At 61.0% G+C, this 22,133-nt stretch carries 18 protein-coding genes; 10 read left to right on the top strand and 8 right to left on the bottom strand.

Annotated elements, in window-relative coordinates:
* Nucleotides 1-26 precede the first annotated feature (26 nt).
* Together EDY99_RS09520 and EDY99_RS09515 are read right to left on the bottom strand one after the other, a co-directional pair.
* The gene (locus EDY99_RS09520) at nucleotides 27-467 is read right to left on the bottom strand and encodes a GNAT family N-acetyltransferase (RefSeq protein WP_047026074.1); all 441 of its coding nucleotides are present in this window, start codon (nucleotides 465-467) and stop codon (nucleotides 27-29) included.
* A 47-nt stretch (nucleotides 468-514) separates the two neighbouring features.
* Nucleotides 515-2,245, bottom strand: a complete 1,731-nt coding sequence (locus EDY99_RS09515; protein ID WP_123061715.1) for an ABC-F family ATP-binding cassette domain-containing protein — start codon at nucleotides 2,243-2,245, stop codon at nucleotides 515-517.
* Nucleotides 2,246-2,695: 450 nt separating this feature from the next.
* Here EDY99_RS09515 and EDY99_RS09510 point away from each other — a divergent pair, with 450 nt between their 5' ends.
* Nucleotides 2,696-5,125 carry a DUF3772 domain-containing protein gene (locus EDY99_RS09510; RefSeq protein WP_169539598.1) on the top strand — a complete coding sequence of 810 codons (2,430 nt, stop codon included), beginning with the start codon at nucleotides 2,696-2,698 and terminating at the stop codon, nucleotides 5,123-5,125.
* A 48-nt stretch (nucleotides 5,126-5,173) separates the two neighbouring features.
* On the opposite strand, the gene EDY99_RS09505 is transcribed toward EDY99_RS09510, so the two are convergent.
* Nucleotides 5,174-5,338, bottom strand: a complete 165-nt coding sequence (locus EDY99_RS09505) for a hypothetical protein (protein WP_176445936.1) — start codon at nucleotides 5,336-5,338, stop codon at nucleotides 5,174-5,176.
* Nucleotides 5,339-5,467: 129 nt separating this feature from the next.
* On the opposite strand from EDY99_RS09505, the gene EDY99_RS09500 reads away from it, so the two are divergent.
* Nucleotides 5,468-6,316 carry an alpha/beta fold hydrolase gene (locus EDY99_RS09500; protein WP_123062168.1) on the top strand — a complete coding sequence of 283 codons (849 nt, stop codon included), beginning with the start codon at nucleotides 5,468-5,470 and terminating at the stop codon, nucleotides 6,314-6,316.
* Between the two features lie 4 nt (nucleotides 6,317-6,320).
* Here the strand turns inward: EDY99_RS09500 and EDY99_RS09495 are convergent, their stop codons facing one another.
* Complete coding sequence (locus tag EDY99_RS09495; protein ID WP_370453968.1) at nucleotides 6,321-8,459, bottom strand: TonB-dependent siderophore receptor; 2,139 nt, start codon at nucleotides 8,457-8,459, stop codon at nucleotides 6,321-6,323.
* A gap of 388 nt (nucleotides 8,460-8,847) precedes the next feature.
* On the opposite strand from EDY99_RS09495, the gene EDY99_RS09490 reads away from it, so the two are divergent.
* From EDY99_RS09490 to EDY99_RS09460, 7 genes are all read left to right on the top strand, one after another.
* Complete coding sequence (locus EDY99_RS09490) at nucleotides 8,848-10,290, top strand: diguanylate cyclase (protein ID WP_123061714.1); 1,443 nt, start codon at nucleotides 8,848-8,850, stop codon at nucleotides 10,288-10,290.
* Between the two features lie 104 nt (nucleotides 10,291-10,394).
* Nucleotides 10,395-10,745 carry a DUF1428 domain-containing protein gene (locus EDY99_RS09485; protein WP_025302905.1) on the top strand — a complete coding sequence of 117 codons (351 nt, stop codon included), beginning with the start codon at nucleotides 10,395-10,397 and terminating at the stop codon, nucleotides 10,743-10,745.
* An 11-nt stretch (nucleotides 10,746-10,756) separates the two neighbouring features.
* Complete coding sequence (locus EDY99_RS09480; RefSeq protein WP_060439899.1) at nucleotides 10,757-11,230, top strand: VOC family protein; 474 nt, start codon at nucleotides 10,757-10,759, stop codon at nucleotides 11,228-11,230.
* Between the two features lie 26 nt (nucleotides 11,231-11,256).
* Complete coding sequence (locus EDY99_RS09475) at nucleotides 11,257-11,946, top strand: VIT family protein (protein WP_046687088.1); 690 nt, start codon at nucleotides 11,257-11,259, stop codon at nucleotides 11,944-11,946.
* A gap of 109 nt (nucleotides 11,947-12,055) precedes the next feature.
* Nucleotides 12,056-13,393 (top strand): D-serine ammonia-lyase, encoded by a 1,338-nt coding sequence (locus EDY99_RS09470; RefSeq protein ID WP_046687087.1) that lies wholly within the window; start codon nucleotides 12,056-12,058, stop codon nucleotides 13,391-13,393.
* Nucleotides 13,394-13,788: 395 nt separating this feature from the next.
* Nucleotides 13,789-15,144, top strand: a complete 1,356-nt coding sequence (locus tag EDY99_RS09465) for an MFS transporter (protein WP_123061713.1) — start codon at nucleotides 13,789-13,791, stop codon at nucleotides 15,142-15,144.
* A 12-nt stretch (nucleotides 15,145-15,156) separates the two neighbouring features.
* Complete coding sequence (locus EDY99_RS09460) at nucleotides 15,157-16,335, top strand: 4-hydroxybenzoate 3-monooxygenase (RefSeq protein WP_103101490.1); 1,179 nt, start codon at nucleotides 15,157-15,159, stop codon at nucleotides 16,333-16,335.
* Nucleotides 16,336-16,399: 64 nt separating this feature from the next.
* Here EDY99_RS09460 and EDY99_RS09455 read toward each other — a convergent pair whose 3' ends face one another.
* The 4 genes from EDY99_RS09455 to tet(41) form a co-directional block, all read right to left on the bottom strand.
* Nucleotides 16,400-17,836, bottom strand: a complete 1,437-nt coding sequence (locus tag EDY99_RS09455; protein ID WP_089194780.1) for a 6-phospho-beta-glucosidase — start codon at nucleotides 17,834-17,836, stop codon at nucleotides 16,400-16,402.
* 128 nt (nucleotides 17,837-17,964) lie between these two features.
* Nucleotides 17,965-18,699 (bottom strand): MurR/RpiR family transcriptional regulator, encoded by a 735-nt coding sequence (locus EDY99_RS09450; protein ID WP_033643147.1) that lies wholly within the window; start codon nucleotides 18,697-18,699, stop codon nucleotides 17,965-17,967.
* Nucleotides 18,700-18,957: 258 nt separating this feature from the next.
* Entirely contained in the window at nucleotides 18,958-19,914 is a 957-nt protein-coding gene (locus tag EDY99_RS09445) for a sulfonate ABC transporter substrate-binding protein (protein ID WP_033643146.1), read from the bottom strand.
* Nucleotides 19,915-20,112: 198 nt separating this feature from the next.
* Nucleotides 20,113-21,291: a tetracycline efflux MFS transporter Tet(41) gene (gene tet(41), locus EDY99_RS09440; protein ID WP_072055821.1), complete on the bottom strand. Its 1,179-nt coding sequence runs from the start codon at nucleotides 21,289-21,291 to the stop codon at nucleotides 20,113-20,115.
* Nucleotides 21,292-21,355: 64 nt separating this feature from the next.
* On the opposite strand from tet(41), the gene tetR reads away from it, so the two are divergent.
* A complete protein-coding gene (tetR, locus tag EDY99_RS09435; protein WP_047575142.1) occupies nucleotides 21,356-21,997 on the top strand; it encodes a tetracycline resistance transcriptional repressor TetR in 642 nt (213 codons plus the stop codon).
* The last annotated feature ends 136 nt before the right edge of the window (nucleotides 21,998-22,133 follow it).

Genomic DNA, 22,133 nt, shown 5'->3' with positions numbered 1-22,133 from the left:
ATAAAAGAATGAACGTAATATGTCGTTCAACGCGGCGGATAATAAAAACGTAGCAGTATCAGGGCGTCGTGGGCTGAAAGCGGTTCGGTCTTGGCCCCGGCCGGTATTACCGAGCGCCAAAACGCCAGCCCGCGCGGATTATCCTGGCTGACTGACAGCGACCAACCGCCGGGATGCCGCGCGAACAAGGCGCGGGCAGCCCGTTGCCCCATCCCGTTGCGTCGCCATTCGGGCTTGATGTAGAACTCCGCCATTTCGACGGTGGCGCTATCGAGACGCCTGACCAACGCGAACCCGGCCGTTTGCCGATCGCTCAACATCAAATAGGGGTAGCGGCCGGCCTCGCGCCAGTAGAGCGGCAAATAGGGGTAATCCCCATCGACGCCCAGCTCGCGAAGGCAATCGGACAGCATGGCCGCCAGCAGCGGCCGCTGCGCGAGTGAGGCTTGCTCAAGGGAAAATGCCATGTCGCACTCCGTCAAAAAACAGGCCGCCGGATGGCGGCCTGTCAAGGTTAGCCCAGATGCAACCGGGCGGTGATGTCGGCAATCTCGCGGCGCCAGCGCGCCTGAAGCTCCGGTTTTTGATGCTTCGGTTTACGCGCCAGGTCGGCCTCCAGTTTGCTTTCGAGGGCAAACAGGGCGGTCAGCAACGCCTCTTCGCCTTCCAACTGCGGGTTTGGCGTCGGGGCGTCTGCGTTGGCCTCGTGCGCCGTCGGCAGCGCCGGCGTTTCACCCGCCAGACGCTGGTACACCGGCGCCAGATCGTGCCACTCCTCCAGTTTTTGTTGGTCTATCAGCCAAAAGCGGTTGCAGCTCTGTTCGATCAGCATCCGATCGTGGGTGACCAGCATGACGGCGCCAGGGAACTGACGCAGCGTTTCCGCCAGCTCCTCTTTGCCCGCCATATCCAGGTGGTTGGTGGGCTCGTCCAGCAGCAGCAACGAATGGTTGGCCAGCGTCAGGCCGACAAACAGCAGCCGTGAACGCTCGCCGCCGCTCAACGAACGGATCTGCTGATGGTGGCGCAGGTAAGGGAACCCGGCGCCGATCAGCGCCATTTTCCGCTGTTCCTCGGTCAGCGGCGCAAACTGCGCCAGCGCTTCGCTCAACGTGTCTTCATCGCGCAGCTGTTGCAGGCTCTGATCGTAATAGCCGATACGCACGCGCGGATGGAACAGCGCCGGGCGCTGCGTTTGTTGCTGATACTCGCGCCACAGCAGGCGCAACAGCGACGATTTTCCGCAGCCGTTGCGCCCGACGATGGCGATGCGATCGCCGCTTTTCACGCGCAGATGTTCCAGGCTGAACAGCACCGGCGCATCCGGCGCCGGGCGCACCGCCCAGTGCGGCAGCGCCAGCAGGCGATCGGCGTCCAGCGCTTCTCCCTGCAGCCGCAGCCGCCATGGACTGCCGGCGGTCAGGGTGGTCTGTTCTTCCTTCAACCGATCGACGCGCTTCTCCATTTGCTTGGCCTTGCGCGCCAGATCTTCGTTGTCGTAGACCTTGCCCCAGGTCGCCAGGCGCTTGGCGCTTTTTTCCACCCGGTCGATTTCCTTTTGCTCGGCGTGGCGCCGCTGTTCGTCCGCGGCGTCCTGTTCCGCCAGCGCGGTGCGCGCCGCAGAGCAGGGCAAACGGAAGAACTGCAGCGTTTTGTCGCGCAGGATCCAGGTGCAGTTGGTTACCTGGTCGAGCAGGTAGCGATCGTGCGACACCAGCACGAAGCTGCCGGTCCAGTTACGCAAGAACTGCTCCAGCCACAGCAGCGTGGGCAGGTCCAGGTGGTTGCTGGGTTCGTCGAGCAGCAGCAGATCGGGCTGGCGGATCAGCGCGCGCGCCAACAGCAGCCGCGTATGCTGGCCGCCGCTGAGGGTGCCGGCGGTCAGCATCCAGCTCGCCGGTTCAAACCCCAGCTCGGCCAGTAGCGCTTCGCAGCGCCAGCGTTCGCTGAGGTGTTGGCCCGCAGGCAGCCGCGCCAGAACCGCATCCAGCAGGGTGCTGGCGTGCAGTTCCGGCGGCAGGTGCTGCTCGATGCGCGCCATCAGACATTGATGTGACAATGTCACCGTTCCGGTGTGCGCAGGCAGGTCGCCGCTGAGAATTTGCAGCAGGGTGCTTTTGCCGCAGCCGTTATCGCCGATCAAACCGATGCGGTCGCCTTTTTTCAGGCTGAAGGAAATCTCGCTCAGCAGGACGCCGAACGCGTTGTCGTAACCGACAGATTGTGCAGACAGTAATGTGCTCATTGCTTACTCAAGAGTTACAGGCATAACAATGCCTATCGTCAAACATTGCTGACGATAACCCGGTAAGCCGGAGGGAAGATCCTGGATTTTAGTAAGCTTCGCTCAAGCTGGGTTATCGCAGCGCGATACCGGTAATGCTTGAGCGGCGACGATTACCAAAGAAGTGTGAGTGAAAAACCAATTCACACGTCAGCATAGTAAGTCTCCTTTTATTGGTTGCAGGTTAATCGGTGGCTGGATTATAGAGCGCTTCATGCCGTATCGCCAGTGTAAAAGCGCCTGAGTAATCAGCAAGCTAAGGCGAGCGCGGGCGCGTGGCACACAATGGGAATAATTACTGTATTTCGGCCGACATTAAGCAGCTATTATAATTAGCGTTTATGGTTAAGCGACGGTTCATCCGCCGCCTGTTCGTCTGTCTATCAGATAATGATGCTGAGCACTGAATTTATGTTAAAGCCTCGCCCGTTCCTGCTGTTGTTATTATTGCTGTTGGGTATGCAACTGACGCCGTTCGCCGCCGTCGCCGCCACCCAGGATGATCCCGCCGCCGAAAGCGCGCCCGATCCCGCTACGCAGTTGAAAGCCGCGCAAAAGCAGTTGGACAGCATGAAGCAGCTGGTTTCCAAAGCGACGACCGACACCCAGCTCAGCAAGCTGCGGTTGGCGACGGACGATCTGGTCGCCAGCATGGATAAATTGTCCGCCGATCTGCAGCCGGTGCAGGAAAAACTGCAGGCGCAGCTGGACGTGCTGGGGCCGGCCCCGGCGGCCGGCGCGCTGCCGGAAACCCCGGCCGTCGCCCAGCAGCGCAATGCGCTGAACAGCAGCAAGAAGCAGTTGGACGATGCGGTAAAACGCGCGCAGGCCATCAAGACCAGCGCCTTCGACCTGGGCCAGCAGATCAGCGATCTGCGTCGGGTGGCGTTCAAAACCCAGCTGGCGCTGAACACCGGCAGCATTTTGGGCGTCAAATTCTGGACGCCGGTCGTGCAGCCGTCAGCGGATGACGTGCAGCGGCTGGACCAGTTCAACGCCGAGATGAAAGCGGCCTGGGACGCCAGTTGGCAGGACGAATGGCGGTACGGCACGCTGGCGTTGCTGGCGCTGGCGGTGATCGTCTGGTCCTGGGGGCGCTATTTGTCCGAGCGTTTCCTCGCCTGGGTCAGCATTCGCTTCCTGCCGGACGGGCGCCTGCGCCGCAGCTTTATGGCCATCATCACCGTGGCGGTGACGGTGATCACCACCTCGATTGCGCTGAACCTGCTGTATTACGTCTTTATCCGCGTGCAGCCGCTGCCGGTCATGCTGGAAGACTTCGCCGAAGGCTTTAACCGTCTGGGGATTTTCTGCGCGCTGATCGCCGGGCTGGGGCGTGCGGCGCTGTCGCTGAATCGCCCGTCCTGGCGTTTGGCTTCGCTGGACAATGAAGTGGCCGCCGGGCTGCGTTACTTCTCGCCGCTGCTGGCCGGTCTGGCGCTGGCGTTCGGCACCGTGGAGCTGATCAACAACGTCGTCAGCGCCTCATTGGCCACCACCATCTTCGGCAACGGCCTGGTGGCGGGGCTGATCGGCATGGTGCTGCTGGCGGCGCCGCTGCGCGGCCAGCGCATTCGTCGCCGTCTGGAGCAGCAGGGCGCGCACCTGGAAAAACGCACGCTGGTCGGCGGGCTGGTGCATATCGTCACCCTGGTGTGTTCGGTGGTGATCCTGCTTTCACTGCTCGTGGGCTATATCGCTTTCGCCCGCTTCCTGACCTACCAGCTCATCTGGGTGGTGCTGGTGCTGATGGCGTTCTACTTCATGGTGCTGTTCGCCACTGACCTGTGCGCCGCGCTGTTTTCGCCGCAGACCGTCAGCGGCAAGATGCTGAAGAAAACGCTCAGCTTCAAGGATCGCCATCTGGAGCAGGTGGCGATCATCACCACCGCGCTGGCCAAATGTTCACTGTTGCTGTTGATGATCGTCGCGTTGTTCAACGGTTCGTTCGGCAGCACCACGCCGGGCTCGCTGATGGAGAAAATCGTCTCGATCCTGACCGGCGAAGGGTTGCAGCGTTTCAACATCGTGCCAGGCAACCTGCTCAACGCCGTGATCTGCCTGGCGATCGGCATCTACATCCTGCGCGCGGTGCGGCGCTGGCTGGGCTCTGAGCTGCTGCCGAAGACCATTTCGGACGTCGGCATTCGCGCCTCGCTGGTGACGCTGTTCAGCAATATCGGCTATGTGCTGGTCATTCTGATCACCCTGGCGGCGCTGGGCATCCAGTGGAGCAACCTGGCGTGGATCGTCAGCGCCCTGTCGGTCGGTATCGGTTTCGGTTTGCAGGAGATTGTGAAGAACTTTATTTCCGGCCTGATCCTGCTGACCGAACGCCCGGTGAAGGTCGGGGATATGATAGGCATCGGCGGCGTGGAAGGCGACGTGCGGCGCATCAACGTACGCGCCACCGAAATTCAGCTCAGCGACCGCTCCACCATGATCGTACCGAACTCGCAGCTGATCTCACAGAACGTACGTAACGCCACCATGGGCAACGCGCAAGGCGTGGTGACCATTGCGCTGACGTTCCCGACCTCGATCGATCCGGAGCAGGTGCGCAATATCCTGCTGAGCGCTTACAACGAGTACGAAACCATTCTGGAGACGCCGGCACCTTACGTGCGCTTCAGCCAGTTGGGGCCGGACGGCATTATCCTGAGCGTGACTGGCTATGTGCCGAGCCCGCGCATGGTCGGCGCCACCAAGAGTGAACTGCTGTTTAACATCCTCAAGCTGTTGCGCGCTCAGGAAGTGAGCCTGTCCAGCCCGCAGGAGGTGGTGTTCATGAAGCAGCAGGCGACGCGATATCAGGCTAACGAAGAGGAACACTCTTCCTAGTTCTGCCATGAGGCGGCGGGTCGTTCATCAACGGCCCGCCGAACGCGGCTAGTACATCGACGGCTCCACGGACTGCGAACAGTCGCTGTTGGCGCCGGAGTTGCTGCAGGTGTAGGGCTCATTCGGCGACGCCGGCGGCGCATTCGACGGGCCGCCGCCGCCGATACAGCCGCTCAGCAACAACGTCAAAAGCACCAGCGTTATCTTTTTCATCTCTCCGTCCTCCATTGCGATTCCTCCTTTAAGTATATGTCGGGAAAGCGAACGCTACCGCCCGCCAGTGCGATCTATACTCCTTGGATGCCGTTTCGCCGCACCGCGCCGGCGAACGAGGGGGGAAAGATGCACATCGACGACGATTTGACGCGTTTTGCCGCGTTAGGGGCGCCGCCCTTACCGCCGGGAGCCCGGCAGGGTTATATTGACCACGACGGCGCGCGTATTTGGTATGCCGCCTATGGCGACGGACCGGCGGTGATCCTGTTGCACGGCGGCCTGGGCCACAGCGGCAACTGGGGGTATCAGCTGCCGGCATTGCGGGCCGCCGGGTACGGGGTGTTGCTCATCGATAGCCGCGGGCACGGGCGCAGCACGCGCGACGCCCGGCCGTATCGTTACGATCGGATGGCCGATGATCTGTTGGCGGTGATGGCGGCGCTGCAAATACCCCACGCCGCGCTGGCGGGCTGGAGCGACGGCGCTTGCGTCGCGCTCATCGCCGCCCATCAGGCGCCCGGGCAGGTGGACGGCGTTTTTTTCTTCGGCTGCAATATGGACGCCAGCGGCGTTAAACCGTTGGCGCCCAGCCCGATCGTCGAGCGCTGTTTTGTGCGCCATGCGCAGGACTATGCCGCCTTGTCGCCGACGCCGGACGATTTCGAGGCGTTCGTCGCCGCCGTGAGCCTGATGATGAGCAGCCAGCCGGACTACCGCGCACAGGATTTGGCGGCCATTCGCGTGCCGGTGACGATCGTTCACAGCGAACACGATGAATTTATCCGCGCCGAACATGCCGCCTATCTTAGCCGCAGCATTCCCGGCGCCCGTTTGACGACGCTGCCGGGCGTCAGCCATTTCGCGCCGCTGCAGCGGCCCGCGCTGTTCAACCGCGCGTTGCTGGATTTTCTCGCCGATGTGATGTGCCGCGGCCGGCGCAAAGAAAACGGGCGCCAAACGGCGCCCAAGGCATGACAGGTTAGAAATCGACCGTCGCCTGCAGGCTCAGGCTGCGCGGTTCACCCTCAATCACGCGTAAATTACCGGCGCTGGAGGCATAGTACTCGCGGTTGAACAGGTTTTTCACATTCAGTTTCAGCTGGGTATGTTTCCCAAGCAGCTTGCTGTCCCAGGCGACAAAGGCATCCGCCACGGTATAGGCCGGCATGGTGAAACTGTTCTCCGGATCGCCGGCTCGGCGGCCGACGTAGCGCGCGCCGCCGCCAATGCGCACCTCGCCGGGCACCACCGGCAATGTCATGCGGCGGCTGAGGTACAGGCCGCCCATGTTGGTTGGGGCGTTGACCAGCCGATTGCCGACGTTGTCCGGGTTGAGGTTGTCTTCGACAATTTCGGTCTTGTCGTAGCTGTAGTTGGCGGTGAGATCCCAGTTGCGCGCCACTTCCCCGTTCAACTCCAGTTCGACGCCGGTGGAGCGCGCTTTGGGGATACTGCGGGTCACGCCGTTGATAAAGATCGACATGTTGCTTTCATCAATGCGATAGAGCGCCAGCGTGGCGTCAAACGCCGGGGTGATCTGCCATTTTCCGCCCACCTCATAGGTGGTGCCGGTTTCCGGCGTGGCGACGTTGCCATTGTCGTCGATGGCGGTGGACGGCGTGAACGAACGGCTGTAATTGCCGTACAGCGACAGGCTCGGCGTCAGCTTATACACCAACCCCGCCTGCGGCAAAAACTGGTCGTCTTTGTCATTGAGCGTATTTTTTGGTTTCTGGAAACCGTTGCTGTTGTTCTGGTAATACGACTGATAGCGCGCGCCCAGCACCGCGATCCATTGATCGGTAAGATGAATGCTGTCCTTGGCGTACAGCGAACGGCTGAACAGCGTGGCGCGCAGGTTGCTTGACGCGTCGCTGTAGGTGGTGCTGTCGGTGATCGGCGTTTCGCCATACACCGGGTCGTACATGTTGAAGGTCTTCGAGACCTTGCCGCGGTAGGAATAGGCCTTGTAGGTCTGATTTTTCTCGTAGTCCACGCCCAGCAGCAGATCGTGCTGCATGCCGAACAGCTGGGGCGAACCGGTCAGATCCCAGGAGTAATAGTGGGTTTGATGATTGAAACCGCGGTTGGCGTCGGCGCGGCGCGAGACGATGCCGGTCGTGGTGTCGACCGCGGTGGCGCGCACTTCGTTGCTGTCGTAACGGCGTTGCAGCCAGGCGTAGTTGAACCGGGTCGTCCAGATCGGATCGAGCGCGTACTCATAATGGGCGTTCAGACGTTTGTTCTTGCCCCAGGCATGGTTCGCGTAGTCATCCAAGCGGCGGTTATAGGGCACATCGACCGGTTTGCCGTCGATAAATGCGGTGCCGCGATCGTAAGGAATGTCGTACTTGTATTCGCTGTAGGCGATGTTAAAGGAAGCCTGGTCGCCGAACCAACTGAGCGAGGGGGCGATCAGCGTGTGTTCGTCGCTGCCGAAATTGCGCCAGTAATCTGCGTGCTGGCGTTCGGCGATCAGGCGAAAGGCGAAGCCGCCGCCCAGCGGGCCGGTCACATCGACGCTGCCGCTGCCGCCGCCAAAACTGTTGGTGGCGCCGCTGATGCGGGTGTTCCAGTCATACTGCGGTTTTTTGCTGATCAGATTGATGACGCCGCCGGGGCTGAGGATGCCATACAGCAGCGACGCGGAACCTTTCAGGACCTCGACGCGATCGGTGGTGGCGTCCATGCTCAGCCCTTGGTTGCTGCGCACGCCGTCGATGAAGACCGAGCCGTCGGAGTTAACCCCGAACCCGCGTTTGACGAAGCCATCCTCGGTGCCGCCGAGCGTGTTGCCCTGGGTGACGCCGCTGACGAATTTCATCGCGTCATTGACGCTTTTGACCTGGAAGTCGTCAATCACCTGTGAGGTGACGACGCTGACCGATTGCGGCAGTTCACCGATTGGCGTGGCGGTTTTGCTGCCGGTTGAGGCGGTATCGGCGCTATAGCTGCCGGCAGGCAGGGCGGTGGCGGTCACCGTGATGGCGTCTTCCTTTTTTGCGTCGGGCGCGGCGGCGATCGTCAGGGCGGGAAACAGGCCGGCGATCAGGGGCAGCGTGCGGAAAACGTGATTTTTTTTGTTTTTGTTGGGGCGGCGAAGAACTGACTGGTGCATATAATTCCATGAAAAAATAATAAATAGTAACAATTATCATTATAATTATCATTTATAGGTTTTGAATAGAGAGGAATACCGGTATCCCTTCATTGCACGATTTAATTTTGTCATTAGGGAAAAAGACGGCGATTTTGCCGGTAAAAATTCGGATGGATGGCAATAACGATCGCAGTGACGGGAGGGACGCGGCAGTTTGTTCGTCGGAAGGGTGATTCCTGTCAATATATTGATACACAAATATATTTTCCCTTGATGAATAAACAGGTGTCCGGGCAGGAAAAACTGGCAATAATAGGCGGGTCGGCCGTTTATCTTCTCCTCATCGTCGACGGTTGTGACACGCAAAGACTGTCACCTTACGCTAGCGGAAGTCTCTGGATCCAAGATGCAAACCACCTCGTTGTCCGATACCCGGAAAATCTGGCCCGCGCTCAGCTTTTTTTTGCTGGTGTTCGCGCTGTGTCTGCTGGGCATCGTGAGCCGGCCCGGCAGTTTTCTGGCGATATTCTGGCCGGCTAACGCCGTGCTGCTGGCCGTTTTGGTGCGCCGCTCACGGTGGGCGACGCGCGCCGGCTGGGGGATGGCGGTGTTGGGGTATCTGGCGGCGGATCTGCTGACCGGCAGCTCGCTGGAAAAGGCGCTGTTGTTGAACGCCGCCAATCTGGCCGGCGTGGTGGTAGGGTATCTGTTGTTCATGCGCCTGCCGCCGCCGGCGCGCACGCTGCAGCGTGGCGCTTCCAGCATGTATTTGTTCGGTATCTGCCTGGCCGCTGCCGCCGTTACCGGCGTTGTGGGCGCGGCGGCCTCGCAGTGGCTGTTCGGCCGACCCTATCTGACCTCGCTGGTGCTATGGTTCTCGTCTGAATTCACCAACTACGTCACGCTGATGCCATTCATTCTGGCGTTTCCCGTCGATTGGCGGCATCGGCTGCGCGCGGCCTGCAGTATGCTCTCGCAGCGCAGCCAGTGGCCAATTGCGGGGCGAAAACTGGCCGTGTTGGCACTGCTGGTGTTGGCGGCGGTGTGCAGCGTGCTGATTGGCGGCCCCGGCGCGGTGATCTTCCCGATGCCGGTGCTGCTGTGGCTGGCGATGTCCTTCTCACTGTTCTGCACCATGATCGCGGTGCTGGTTTACGTGCTGTGGTGCCATCTGGCGATCGATTTCGGGTTGCTTAGCACCACGCTCGACATGAAGGTGCTGCAGAACGCGGTATCCATGCGCCTGGGCATCGCGCTGCTGGCGTTGGGGCCGATCGCCGTCGCCAGCATGAACTATGCGCGCAACGCGTTGTTACGCACGCTGGAGCACGTGGCGAATCACGATGCGTTGACCCACGTGCTGACGCGCAATGCGTTTATGCAGCGCGGCGAGCGGGTGATCGATCAGAAAGGCGAGCTGGTGTGCGTCATGATGCTCGACATCGACTATTTCAAATCGATCAATGACCGTTTCGGCCACGCCGGTGGCGATCAGGCGCTGATGGCGTTTACCCGTGCGATCGCCGCCGATCTGAGCGTCGGTGACCTGTTCGGCCGCATGGGGGGCGAAGAGTTCGCCATCGTTTCGACGCTCGGCCAGCCGCAGCAGGGATGGCAATTGGCCGAACGCCTGCGGCAACGCATCGAAACGGAGTCTATCCTCATGCCGGCCGGGCATCCGCTGCAGATCACCGTCAGCATCGGCATGGTGACCTGCCCGGGTGGTTCCGGCCAAAGCCTGGCGGATCTGCTGAAGCTGGCGGATCTGGCGGTGTACAAAGCGAAAAACGCCGGCCGCAACCGGGTCGCCACACCGGAATCGTCTCCGCCGGCCTGTCACGGCCGCTGAACTTCCGATCCGCGCTGCGTGCCTGCGGTCTAAACTGGTAAGGGACGCGGGCATTTCCGCCTGCGCCGAACCGACTGTCCTTAATCAGACAAGAGGATGCCAGAATGAAATACGTAGACGGGTTTGTGGTGGCGGTGCCGGCCGCCAATAAGGAGGCTTATCACCGGTTGGCGGCGGCGGCAGCGCCGCTGTTCAAAGAGTTTGGCGCCACGCGCATCGTGGAGTGCTGGGGCGATGACGTGCCCGATGGCAAGCTCACCGACTTTCGCGGCGCGGTGAAAGCCCAGGAAGACGAAGTGGTGGTGTTCAGCTGGATAGAGTACCCCTCCAAAGCGGTGCGCGACGCCGCCAATGAGAAAATGATGAACGATCCGCGCATGAAAGCGCTGGGCGAGATGCCGTTCGACGGCAAACGCATGATCTTCGGCGGTTTCGCGCCGATCCTCGATGCGTAAAGGAGGCGCAGATGGCCAGAATTACGCAACATCTGTGGTTTGAAAAAGACATGGAAGCGGCGCTGAATTGCTATGTCGCGCTGATCCCCGGATCATCCGTGAACTGGTTTTCCGACCTGCCGGCGGATACGCCGAGCGGCCCGGCCGGCAGCGTGAAGCTGGCCTCCTTCACTCTGGGTGACCAGCGCTATGCGGCGATCGAGGCCGGGCCGTTGGATCCGTTCAATCACAGCTTTTCCGTGATGGTGGAATGCGACGATCAGGCGGAGGTTGACCGGCTGTGGGATGCGTTGAGCGAGGGCGGCGAAGCGGAGCAGTGCGGCTGGCTGCGCGATCGCTGGGGGCTGTGCTGGCAGATCGTGCCGCGGCGCCTGACCGAGCTGATGAACGACCCCGACGCCGCGCGCGTGCGGCGGGTCACGGAAGCGATGCTGCTGATGGGCAAAATCGACATCGCCGGCCTGGAAGCGGCGGCGCGGGACTAGCGGAAAGAGAACGTGGGAGAGAAAGGATGCATCGAGAGCGGCACAGTATTGAACGCATCGGCTGGCTGCGGGCGGCGGTGCTCGGCGCCAACGACGGCATCGTCTCAACGGCCAGTCTGCTGCTGGGCGTCGCGGCGGCCAGCGCCTCGCATTCCACGCTGATGATCGCCGGCGTCGCCGGGTGGGTGGCGGGCGCGATGTCGATGGCCACCGGCGAGTATGTGTCGGTCTCGTCGCAGGCGGATACCGAAAAGGCCGCGCTGGCGGAAGAGCAGGCGGAGCTGCTTGAAGACTACCCGGGGGAGTTTCGCGAACTGACGTCAATCTACGTGCATCGCGGTCTGGATCCGGCGCTGGCCCGGCAGGTGGCGGAAAAGCTGATGGCGCATGATGCGCTGGAGGCGCACGCGCGCGACGAACTGGGTATTTCCTCCGCCACCCGCGCCCGGCCGCTGCAGGCTGCGTTGGCGTCGGCCCTGAGTTTCTCCCTCGGCGCGCTGTTGCCGCTGCTGGTGGCGATGTGGGTACCGGTCGCCTGGACGCGGCCGGCGCTGGTGGCGTCGGCGCTGATTTCCCTCGGCGTTCTCGGCGGCATCGCCGCGAAAACCGGCGGGGCGCCGATCTTGCCGGGCGTGGCGCGCATCCTCGTCTGGAGCGCACTGGCGATGGCGGTTTCTTCCGGCGTCGGCCTGCTGTTTGGCGTGACGGCCGGCTAACGTCGCGCTTGCATCAATCTAGTGCACCTCAAGCTCAGAATTTATCATTTGTCAGCCGCCGGCGTTCGCGGCAAGGTGACGGCAACGCCAACATCAGTCAGGGACACTTATGCAGAAATCACAGATCCTATCGTGGGTCGCCCAGCATCCGCTGTTGCAACGCATGGTTGCGCTAGAGCCGATCACCTGGTTCAATCCGCGCGCGACAACGCTGGCCGCAGGGTTGCCCCACGTCGGGTTGACCGCCGCCGACGTCGCCGACGCGGAGCAGCGCCTGGCGCGTTTCGCGCCTTATCTTGCCGCGGCCTTCCCGGAAACCCAACCGACAAAGGGGATCATCGAATCCGAGCTGGTGGCGATCCCGGCCATGCAGCTCGCGTTGGATCGGCGCTATGGGCAGACGTTGGGCGGGCGCCTGCTGTTGAAAAAGGACAGCCATCTGCCGATTTCCGGCTCAATCAAGGCGCGCGGCGGCATCTATGAGGTGCTGACGCATGCGGAGAAACTGGCGCTGGAGGCGGGGCTGCTGCAGATCGGCGACGACTACGCCCGGCTGTTTTCCGACGAGTTCCGTCAATTCTTCAGCCAGTACCGCATCGCCGTCGGATCGACCGGCAATCTGGGATTATCCATCGGCATCATCAGCGCCCGGCTGGGGTTTGACGTCAGCGTGCACATGTCGGCGGATGCGCGGGCGTGGAAAAAACAGAAGCTGCGCGACAATGGCGTGACGGTGGTGGAATACGCCGACGATTACGGCGTGGCGGTCGAACAAGGGCGCAAACAGGCGGCGGACGATCCGAGTTGCTTCTTTATCGATGATGAAAACTCGCAAACCCTGTTCCTCGGCTACGCGGTGGCTGGCGGCCGCCTGAAGCGGCAGTTTGCCGAACAGGGTATCGTGGTGGACGCGCAGCATCCGCTGTTCGTTTATCTGCCGTGCGGCGTCGGCGGCGGGCCGGGCGGAGTCGCCTTTGGCCTCAAGCTGGCGTTCGGCGATCATGTTCACTGCATTTTCGCCGAACCGACCCATTCCCCTTGCATGCTGCTCGGCGTCTACAGCGGGTTGCATGACGGCATTGCGGTGCAAGATCTCGGCATCGACAACCGCACGGCGGCGGACGGACTGGCGGTGGGGCGCGCCTCCGGTTTTGTCGGCCGGGCGATGGAGCGCCTGCTGAGCGCGTTTTACACCCTGAGCGACGAAGAGATGTTCGCGCTGCTCGGGCTGTTGGACAGGCACGAGCATATCCAGCTGGAACCCTCCGCCCTGGCCGGCATGCCCGGGCCGTGGCGCGTTGCCGCTCACGCGCGGCAGCTCAGCGAGCAGGGCGTGAGCGCGGAGAGCCTGGCCCAGGCGACGCATCTGGTATGGGCGACCGGCGGCGGCATGGTGCCGACGGCGGAAATGGCGAAATACCTCGCCGCCGCGCAAACGGCGCCGTGAGTCAATAGCGCCGAGGCTTGCGCTCGTTTCCTGTTTTTAGGCGGCGAGCGCGGTTTGACAGGCGCCGGTTCCCTCCGGCCCAGGGTCAACGTCAGACCGGGCGCTCATGATGTTTTTAAAATGTTAACAAAATCACAACTCCCCACGCCGCAGTCACAGCTTAAATCTCCATATCCAATTAATAGTAAATAAAATTATTTTATTTACCGCTTTCTGATGTTCGTTTATCGCACGCTTATTTTTTTAACAATATTGAAGCATTCGCCGTGGGGTGGTTTGATTTGATTGTCGATTAACGAACTATATTCCGATAATCGCACAAATTAACCCTCTCGCCGGCTCGCAGCCGGCTGTTCCGTGCGGCGAGGTTTGCCGCACTCTCTGAGGAGCAAGCCATGCCGCATGATAACAACGTAGAAATTCGAGGGTTTATCGATAACCAGCCATTTTCTCGCTACCAGTGGTTGATACTGGCTTTGTGTTTTTTGGCGGTCGCGCTGGACGGTTTCGATACCGCCATTATCGGCTTCATCGCCACGTCGCTGGTGCAGGAGTGGGGAATAGACAAAACCGCGCTGGGGCCGGTAATGAGCGCCGCGCTGGTCGGTCTGGCGGTAGGCGCGTTGGCCGCCGGCCCGTTGGCGGATCGCATCGGCCGTAAGAAAGTGCTGGTGATTTCGCTGCTGCTGTTCGGCGGCTTCAGCCTGCTGACCGCCTTCGCCGGCTCGCTTTCGACGCTGACGCTGCTGCGTTTTTTGACCGGGCTGGGACTGGGGGCGGCCATGCCGAACGCCGCCACGCTGATGTCGGAATATGCCCCTCAGCGCTGCCGAGCCCTGATGGTGAATCTGATGTTTTGCGGTTTCCCTCTCGGTTCGTCGCTGGGCGGTTTTTCTTCCGCCTGGCTGATCCCGCATTTCGGCTGGCAGAGCGTGCTGGTGCTGGGCGGCGTTATGCCGTTGCTGCTGGCGCTGGTCCTGATCGCCACCTTGCCTGAATCCGTGCGCTTCATGGTCGCGCGTGGCTATGCCGCAGAGCGCATCGCCAAGGTGCTGAAGCGCATTGCGCCGATCCGAATGACGCCGTCGCCGCACTTCATGTTGCAGGAAGAGGGGCTGGTAAAGGCAGCGTCGCCGCTGGGCATGATCTTTTCGCGTCGCTATCTGCTGGGCACGTTGATGCTGTGTCTGACTTACTTCATGGGATTGATGATCTTCTATCTGCTGACCAGTTGGCTGCCGCTGCTGATCCGTGAAACCGGCGCCTCCGTTACGCAGGCGTCGCTGATCACCGCGCTGTTTCCGCTCGGCGGGGGGCTCGGCGTATTGATTATCGGTTGGTTGATGGATCGCATGAACCCGCACAAGGTGGTGGCCGTCGGCTATTTGCTGACCGGTTTGTTCGTCGGCATCATCGGCTATGTCTATACCTCTCCGCTGCTGATGGCGCTCACGGTGTTCATCGCCGGCACCTGCATGAACGGCGCCCAGTCATCCATGCCGGCCCTGGCGGCCGGGTTCTATCCCACCCAGAGCCGGGCGACCGGCGTGGCCTGGATGCTCGGTCTCGGGCGTTTTGGCGGCATTCTGGGGGCGATGAGCGGTGGCGTGCTGATGCAGATGCAGCTGTCGTTCAGCACCATTTTCACGCTGTTGGCCATCCCGGCGCTGATCGCGGCGCTGGCGCTGCTCGCCAAACACCTTTCCGGCGGCTACCCGGCGCTGCCGGCGCCGCTCAACAAAATGCTATGAGGGAGTCATGCTATGCGCACACAGGTTGTGATCATCGGCGCCGGTCCGGCCGGTTTGATGTTGTCCCATCTGCTGCACCTGCAAGGTGTGGAATCGGTGGTGTTGGAAACGCGCAGCCGGGAGGCGGTGGAATCGACCATTCGCGCCGGGGTGCTCGAACAGGGGACCGTCGATCTGCTCGAGCAGACCGGATTGGGGGAGCGGATGCGGCGGGAAGGGGCGCGGCATCAGGGGATCCGCTTGGCGTTCGGCGGCCGGCAGCACCGCATCGATCTGGCCGGATTGACCGAGCGCGCCGTCACCGTTTATGCCCAGCATGAAGTCTTGAAAGACCTGATCGCCGCGCGTCTGGCGGCGCAGGGGCATCTGTTTTTCGAGGTGGAGCAGGTTGAATTGAAGGCGCTGGACAGTGCGCAGCCCGAGGTTCACTACCGTCATGGCGACCAGCCGCGCCGGCTGCGCTGCGACTTTGTCATCGGATGCGACGGATTCCACGGCATCAGCCGCGCGGCGATGCCCGGCGGGCTGCGGCAGGATTACACCCGCACCTATCCGTTCGGCTGGTTCGGCATTCTGGTCGAAGCGCCGCCGTCCAGCGAAGAGCTGATCTACGCCTGCCATCCGCGCGGTTTTGCGTTGATCAGCACCCGTTCGCCCGGCGTGCAGCGCATGTATTTTCAGTGCGATCCTGCGGAACAGGTCGATCAATGGTCGGACGATCGTATCTGGCGCGAGTTGGAGCAGCGGCTGGAAAACCATGAAGGCTGGACGCTGAAAAAGGGCCGCATATTTCAGAAAAACGTGGTGGGCATGCGCAGCTTCGTTACCGAACCGATGCGCTACCGGCGCCTGCTGTTGGCGGGCGACGCGGCGCATATCGTGCCGCCGACCGGCGCCAAAGGGTTGAATCTGGCCATGGCCGATGTTTGCCTGTTGTCCCAGGCGCTGGAGACGTTTTACCGGCGAGGCGACTGGCAACGGCTGGACGATTACAGCGACACCGCCTTGCAGCGGGTCTGGCGCGCCGAGCATTTTTCCTGGTGGATGACCCACATGCTGCACACCCGGCGGGAAGACACGCCTTTCGAACACCGGCTGCAACTCTCAGAGCTGCAGTACACGGTGAAATCGCGCAGCGCCATGACGATGCTGGCGGAAAATTATGTCGGGGCGCCATTCCCGTCGATATAAGCGAAAACGCCCATGCCGGACGGCATGGGCGAGAAGGGGCGTCACCGCCCCTGAGCTGCGGCGGTTACAGCTGTTCGCCGTTGCTGGCGATCACCCGACGATACCAGTCGAAGCTTTTCTTGCGCGACCGTTCCAGCGTGCCGGTGCCGTCGTCGTGTTTATCGACGTAGATGAAGCCGTAACGCTTGCTGTACTCGCCGGTAGTGAACGACACGCAGTCGATGCAGCCCCACGGCGTATAGCCGATCAGGTCTACGCCGTCTTCAATCACCGCTTTTTTCATCTCTTCGATATGGGCGCGCAGATAGTCGATGCGATAGTCATCGTTGATCTGGCCATCCGCTTCCACCTTGTCGAAGGCGCCGAAGCCGTTTTCCACGATAAACAGCGGCTTCTGGTAACGTTCATACAGCACGTTCAGCGAATAGCGCAGCCCGATCGGATCGATCTGCCAGCCCCAGTCGGAGGCTTTGACGTGCGGGTTCGGCACGTTGCCCGGGAAGCCGAACATGCCGTCGCTGCCGTCCACCGCGTTGGCCTGCAGCGCATTGCTCATGTAATAGCTGAAGCCGATGTAATCGGTGCAGCCCTCGCGCAGGATCTGCGCATCCTGCGGCTGCATCTCGATCTTCAGCCCTTTGCGTTCCCAGTCACGCAGCAGGTAGCTGGGGTAGTAGCCGCGCATCTGCACGTCGGTATACAGATAGCGCTGGTGCATCGCTTCCACGGCGTACATCACGTCGTCCGGCTTGCAGGAATAAGGGTAGAACGGCACGCAGGCCAGCATGCAGCCGATCTTGAATTCCGGGTTGATCTGATGGCCGAGTTTGACCACCTGCGCGCTGGCGACGAATTGGTGGTGCAACACCTGGTACAGCGTCTGCTCGGGGTTGTCTTCCTGGGTATAGTCCACGCCGGAACAGCAGTAGCCGAACAGCGGGTAGCGGTAGTTGCTCTGGTTGTTGATTTCGTTGAAGGTCATCCAGTACTTCACTTTTTCGCGGTAGCGGCGCATCACCACTTCGCTAAAGCGCACGAAGAACTCCACCACCCGGCGATTTTTCCAGCCGCCGTAGGCTTTTACCAAATGGTAAGGCATTTCGAAGTGGGACAGGGTGATCACCGGCTGGATGCCGTATTTCAGCAATTCGTCGAACAGGTCGTCGTAAAACTGCAGGCCGGCTTCGTTCGGCGTTGCTTCGTCGCCGTTCGGGAAAATGCGCGTCCAGGCGATCGAGGTACGAAAACACTTGAAGCCCATCTCGGCGAACAGCGCCACGTCCTGCTTGTAGCGGCCGTAGAAGTCCACCGCTTCGTGGTTGGGGTAGCGATAGCCGTCGAGCACGCCGTCGGTCATCACGCGATCCACGCCGTGCGAACCGCCGGACAGCACGTCGGCGATGCTTGGCCCTTTGCCGCCCTGATCCCAACCGCCTTCAACCTGGTGCGCGGCGACCGCGCCTCCCCACAGAAAATCTTTCGGCAACTGTTTCATCGTCAATGTCTCATCTTATTTAATGAAGGGTAATAACGTTCGCGTTGCCAATAGAGTAACAAGACCGAAAGAAATGTCACGATATAACAAATCGCCGTAAAACGTGATTTGTCACAATAAAAAAACAGCCTGTTTTATTTTATCGCGTTCATTCTTCCCAGGCGCTTGCCGATGGTTTCAATAATATAAAGCACGGGAATTTGCGTAGTAATATTATGATGATCGCCGATCAAGTGTTGCGGGACGTGATAAGACAGATTGAAGTCCGCCAGCCGCGCCAGCGAAGAGGTTTCGTTGTTGGTGATGCTGATGATTTTACAGTGGTGCAGGCTGAACTGGCTGGCCAGCCGCAGGATTTCTTCGGTTTCGCCGGAAACCGACAACATGATCGCCACCGCGCTTTTATACATATCGCTGTTGACGGGATAATAAGGATCGTCGATATGAGTGCTGAATTTTCCGACGTTGGAAAAGAAACGCGCGCCATATTTCCCCAGGGCGCCGGAGGTGCTGATGCCGACGAAAATAATTCGCTCGGCGGCGGCGATATGCCGCACCGCTTCATCGAGCAGCTGATTAAATTCATCGTTGCTGACGCTTTTAAAAAAACTGAGAATTTCGCCGATGCCGGAATCGACCGGCGGCGCATCGGTTTGCTCCAGGTACAGTTTGAAACGGATGCGAAATTCCGAATAGCCGTCACACCCCATTTTTTTGCAAAATCGCAGCACGGTGGTGGTGGACACGCCGGCGGCCTCGGCCAGTTCGCGGATGGTCATGTACATCACTTGATTCTTGTGTTTGCTGACGTAGTTATAAACCATCAGCTCCAGGGCGTTGAGCGCGGCGATTGCTTTGTGGGTAAACATGAGTCGATCCGGCGGCTGAAAACGGGAAGCGTATCTGCGGGTTAACATAGCAAAATTCCCCGCCGCTGGCACTGCCGAACAAAAAAGAAAAGCCGCACCAGTCAGGGGCGGCCCAGGGTTCACGACGAACAAATAAAGCAAAACGTTCCGGAAGACATGCCATGAAAACGCGTTTCATCACACAGGGTTAGCATAGGTCAGCTTACTCCGGCGGCAAAATGCCGGTTTCTGCTTTCTAAAGCCAAAGCGCGGCAAAGGCTACGGCGCCTCGGGCTTATCTTCGGACCAGCGGGCGGCGTTGACGTCCACCTTACCCGGCAGCAGTCCGATGGCGGTGAATTTATCCGCCAACTGCTGCTGCTGTCTGAACACCTCCGGCGACATGCGCTGGCTGCCGAACGGCATGCGGGCGATGGCTCTGGCCCAAATCGCCTGATCCAGGCCGGTGCTCTGAGCGAGGATCGCCGCCGCTTCCTGCGGATGGCCGTTGGCCCAGTCGCTCAGCGCGCCGAGCTGTTGAATCACCTGCTTGGCGCTGTCCGGGTAGGTTTCGGCAAAGCGGCGGCTGGCGAGATAGAAGGTGTAGTGCGGCACCAGGCCTTCCGCGTCTTTCAGCCGGCGGGCGTTGGCATGGGTTTCCACCTCGGCGTAGTAGGGATCCCAAATCACCCAGGCGTCGACGCTGCCGCGCTGGAAGGCGGCGCGGGCATCGCTCGGCGGCAGATAGACCGGCGTGATGTCCTTGTAGCTCAAGCCGGCCTGTTCCAGCGCGCTCACCAGCAGGTAATTGACGTCCGACCCTTTGTTCAACGCCACGCGTTTGCCTTTCAGATCTGCCACGGAGCGGATCGCCGAATCCTGCGGCACCACGATGGCTTCGGTTTTCGGGCTGGGCGGCGAATGCGCCAAATAAACCAGATCGGCCTTGGCGGCTTGCGCGAAGGCCGGCGGGGCGTCGCCGGTCGCCGCCAGATCGATGCTGCCGACGTTCAACCCTTCCAACATCTGCGGGCCGGCGGGGAATTCTATCCAGCGAACCTTGACGCCCTGCGGCTCCAGGGTTTTCTCCAGCGTGCCGCGGTATTTCAGCAGCGCAAAAATGTTGGCTTTCTGGTAACCGATGGTGATTTGTTGCGGTTTCTCCTGCGCGCCGGCCGGCAGGCTAAACAGGCCGAGCAGCAGGGCGGCGATCAGCGGCGTTGTGAGTTTTCTCATCCTGATTTTCCGATAGGCGAAGTGAACGGTAGCGATGACGCGCTGGGCGTAACGCCATGAAACGGCATTTAAATTTTCCTGCGGCGGGATAAGGGCGATGATAATGAGCGGCGCAGTGGCGTGTAAAGCGCCCGCTTATGCTGAATAATGCCTTGCTTAGCCATAAATCAGCTTAAGCGGGAGAGGGTGAGCTCGACGTTATGCCGCGTCACGCTCGCGCGAACGCGCCAGCAACAGCGGAACCAACAGATAGAGGGCGGCGGCCAACGCCCAGACCAGGCCCGGCCAGACATCGCGCGTGGCAGCGTACAGCGCCGTCGCCACCAGTGGCCCCGCGACGCCGATCAGGCTGCCCATGCTGGCCAGCGTCCCTTGCAGCTCGCCCTGATGATCGTCGTCCACCTTTTGCGCCATTAACGCCTGCAGCGCGGGCAGCGCCATACCGCCCGCCGCGAAGAACGGCAGCAAGGCGAAAGGTGCCCAGCCGCGCGTGGCGATCGACAGCAGCGCCAGGCCCATTGCGTCGGCGGCCAGGCCGATCAGCAGCGCCTTGCGTTCGCCGAGCCGCGCGACCAGCGGGCCGATGGCGAAGGCCTGCGACAGCGCATGGCAGGCGCCGTAACCGGCCAGCGACAGGCCCGCCACCATCATGCTCCAGCCGAAACGATCCTGACCGTATAAAATCCACAATGTGGCCGGCGCCTGCGAAACCAGCGCCATGATCAGGTAAATGCCGACCAGCGGCAGCAGGCCAGGCTTGCCGTGCAGCCGTCGCAATGACGAAAAGGGATTGAGGCGGATTTTCTCGGCGGCGCGGGCGCGCGGTTTACGCGATTCCGGCAGCAGGAAAAACGCCATCGCCAGGTTGACGGCGTTCATCGCCGCCGCCGCCAGGAAGGGCGCATGCAGATGCCACTCGCCCAGCGAACCGCCGAGCAGCGGGCCGACGATAAAACCGACGCCGAATACCGCGCCCACCAGGCCGAAACGCCGCGCGCGTTGACCGGCCGGCGTAATGTCGGTGACGTAAGCGGTGGCGACCGCCATGTTGGCGCCGGTGATGCCCGCCAGCAACCGGCCCAGATAGAGCCAGGCCAGCGTCGGCGCGAACGCCATCAGCAGATAGTCGGCCGCCGCGCCGGCGAGCGAGATGAGCAGCACCGGCCGCCGGCCGAAACGATCGCTCAGCGCGCCGAGGATCGGCGAGAACAGAAATTGCATTAACGCATAGGCTGCCAGCAGGGCGCCGTAGTGCAGGCTGCCGGCGTCAAGACCGCCCAGCGAACGTAACAACGCCGGCAGAATCGGCATGATCAGACCGATGCCCACCGCATCCAGCAACACCGTCAACAAAATAACCAGCATGGGTTTTTTCAAAATTGTGACTCTAACAGTGATAGAGTATTGAGTATTCCACAGTTACCCTATCAGTGATAGAGAGATGAGCGAAAAAAATACTGCGACACGTTTAACGCGAGAAACCGTCCTGCGCGGGGCGCTGGCGTTGCTGAATGACATCGGCATCGATGCCCTGAGCACCCGCCGCCTGGCGCAACATTTGGGCGTGCAATCTCCCACGCTCTATTGGCATTTCAAGAACAAGGCCGAGCTGCTGAAGGCGATGGCGGAAACCATCATGCTGGATCACCGTGAAGAGGTGCCCGCCGACATGCCCTGGCAGGATTGGGTTGTCACCAATGCCGGCAACTTCCGTCGGGCGCTGCTGGCTTACCGCGACGGCGCGCGTCTGCACGCCGGCACCCGGCCGCAGGAGCCGCAATTCGCCGTCATTGAGGCCAAGGTGGCGCTGCTGTGCCGGGCGGGGTTGACGCCGGAGCGCGCGGTAAACCTGCTGTTCGCCGTCGGGCGTTTCGTGGTGGGCTGGGTGCTGGAGGAACAGCAAATGCAGCCTGACGATCCGCTCAATGACGCCGACCGCCGCCGTTATCCGCTGCTGTGCCAAGGCTGGGAAACATTGCAGGAGAAGGGCGCGGATGCGCTGTTCGAAGCCGGCGTGCGGCTGTTGGTCGACGGCGCCGAGGCCGGACTGGCGATCGACAATAATCACGGGTGGCAATCATAAAAATACGCTTATCTATCGGAAATTTATAGAAAATACCCACTTTTCGTTAAAGCCATGGCGGCTACATTCCCTTAACATCGTCAAGTCTTTTGATGATAATTATTAGCACGCTGCGCAATTATTCACCGCAGTGATG

The sequence above is a fragment of the Serratia sp. LS-1 genome (assembly GCF_003719595.1).
Lineage (GTDB): Bacteria > Pseudomonadota > Gammaproteobacteria > Enterobacterales > Enterobacteriaceae > Serratia > Serratia ureilytica.
Note: the sequence above shows the minus strand (reverse complement) of the source record. Positions and strands in the feature narration are given on the sequence as shown.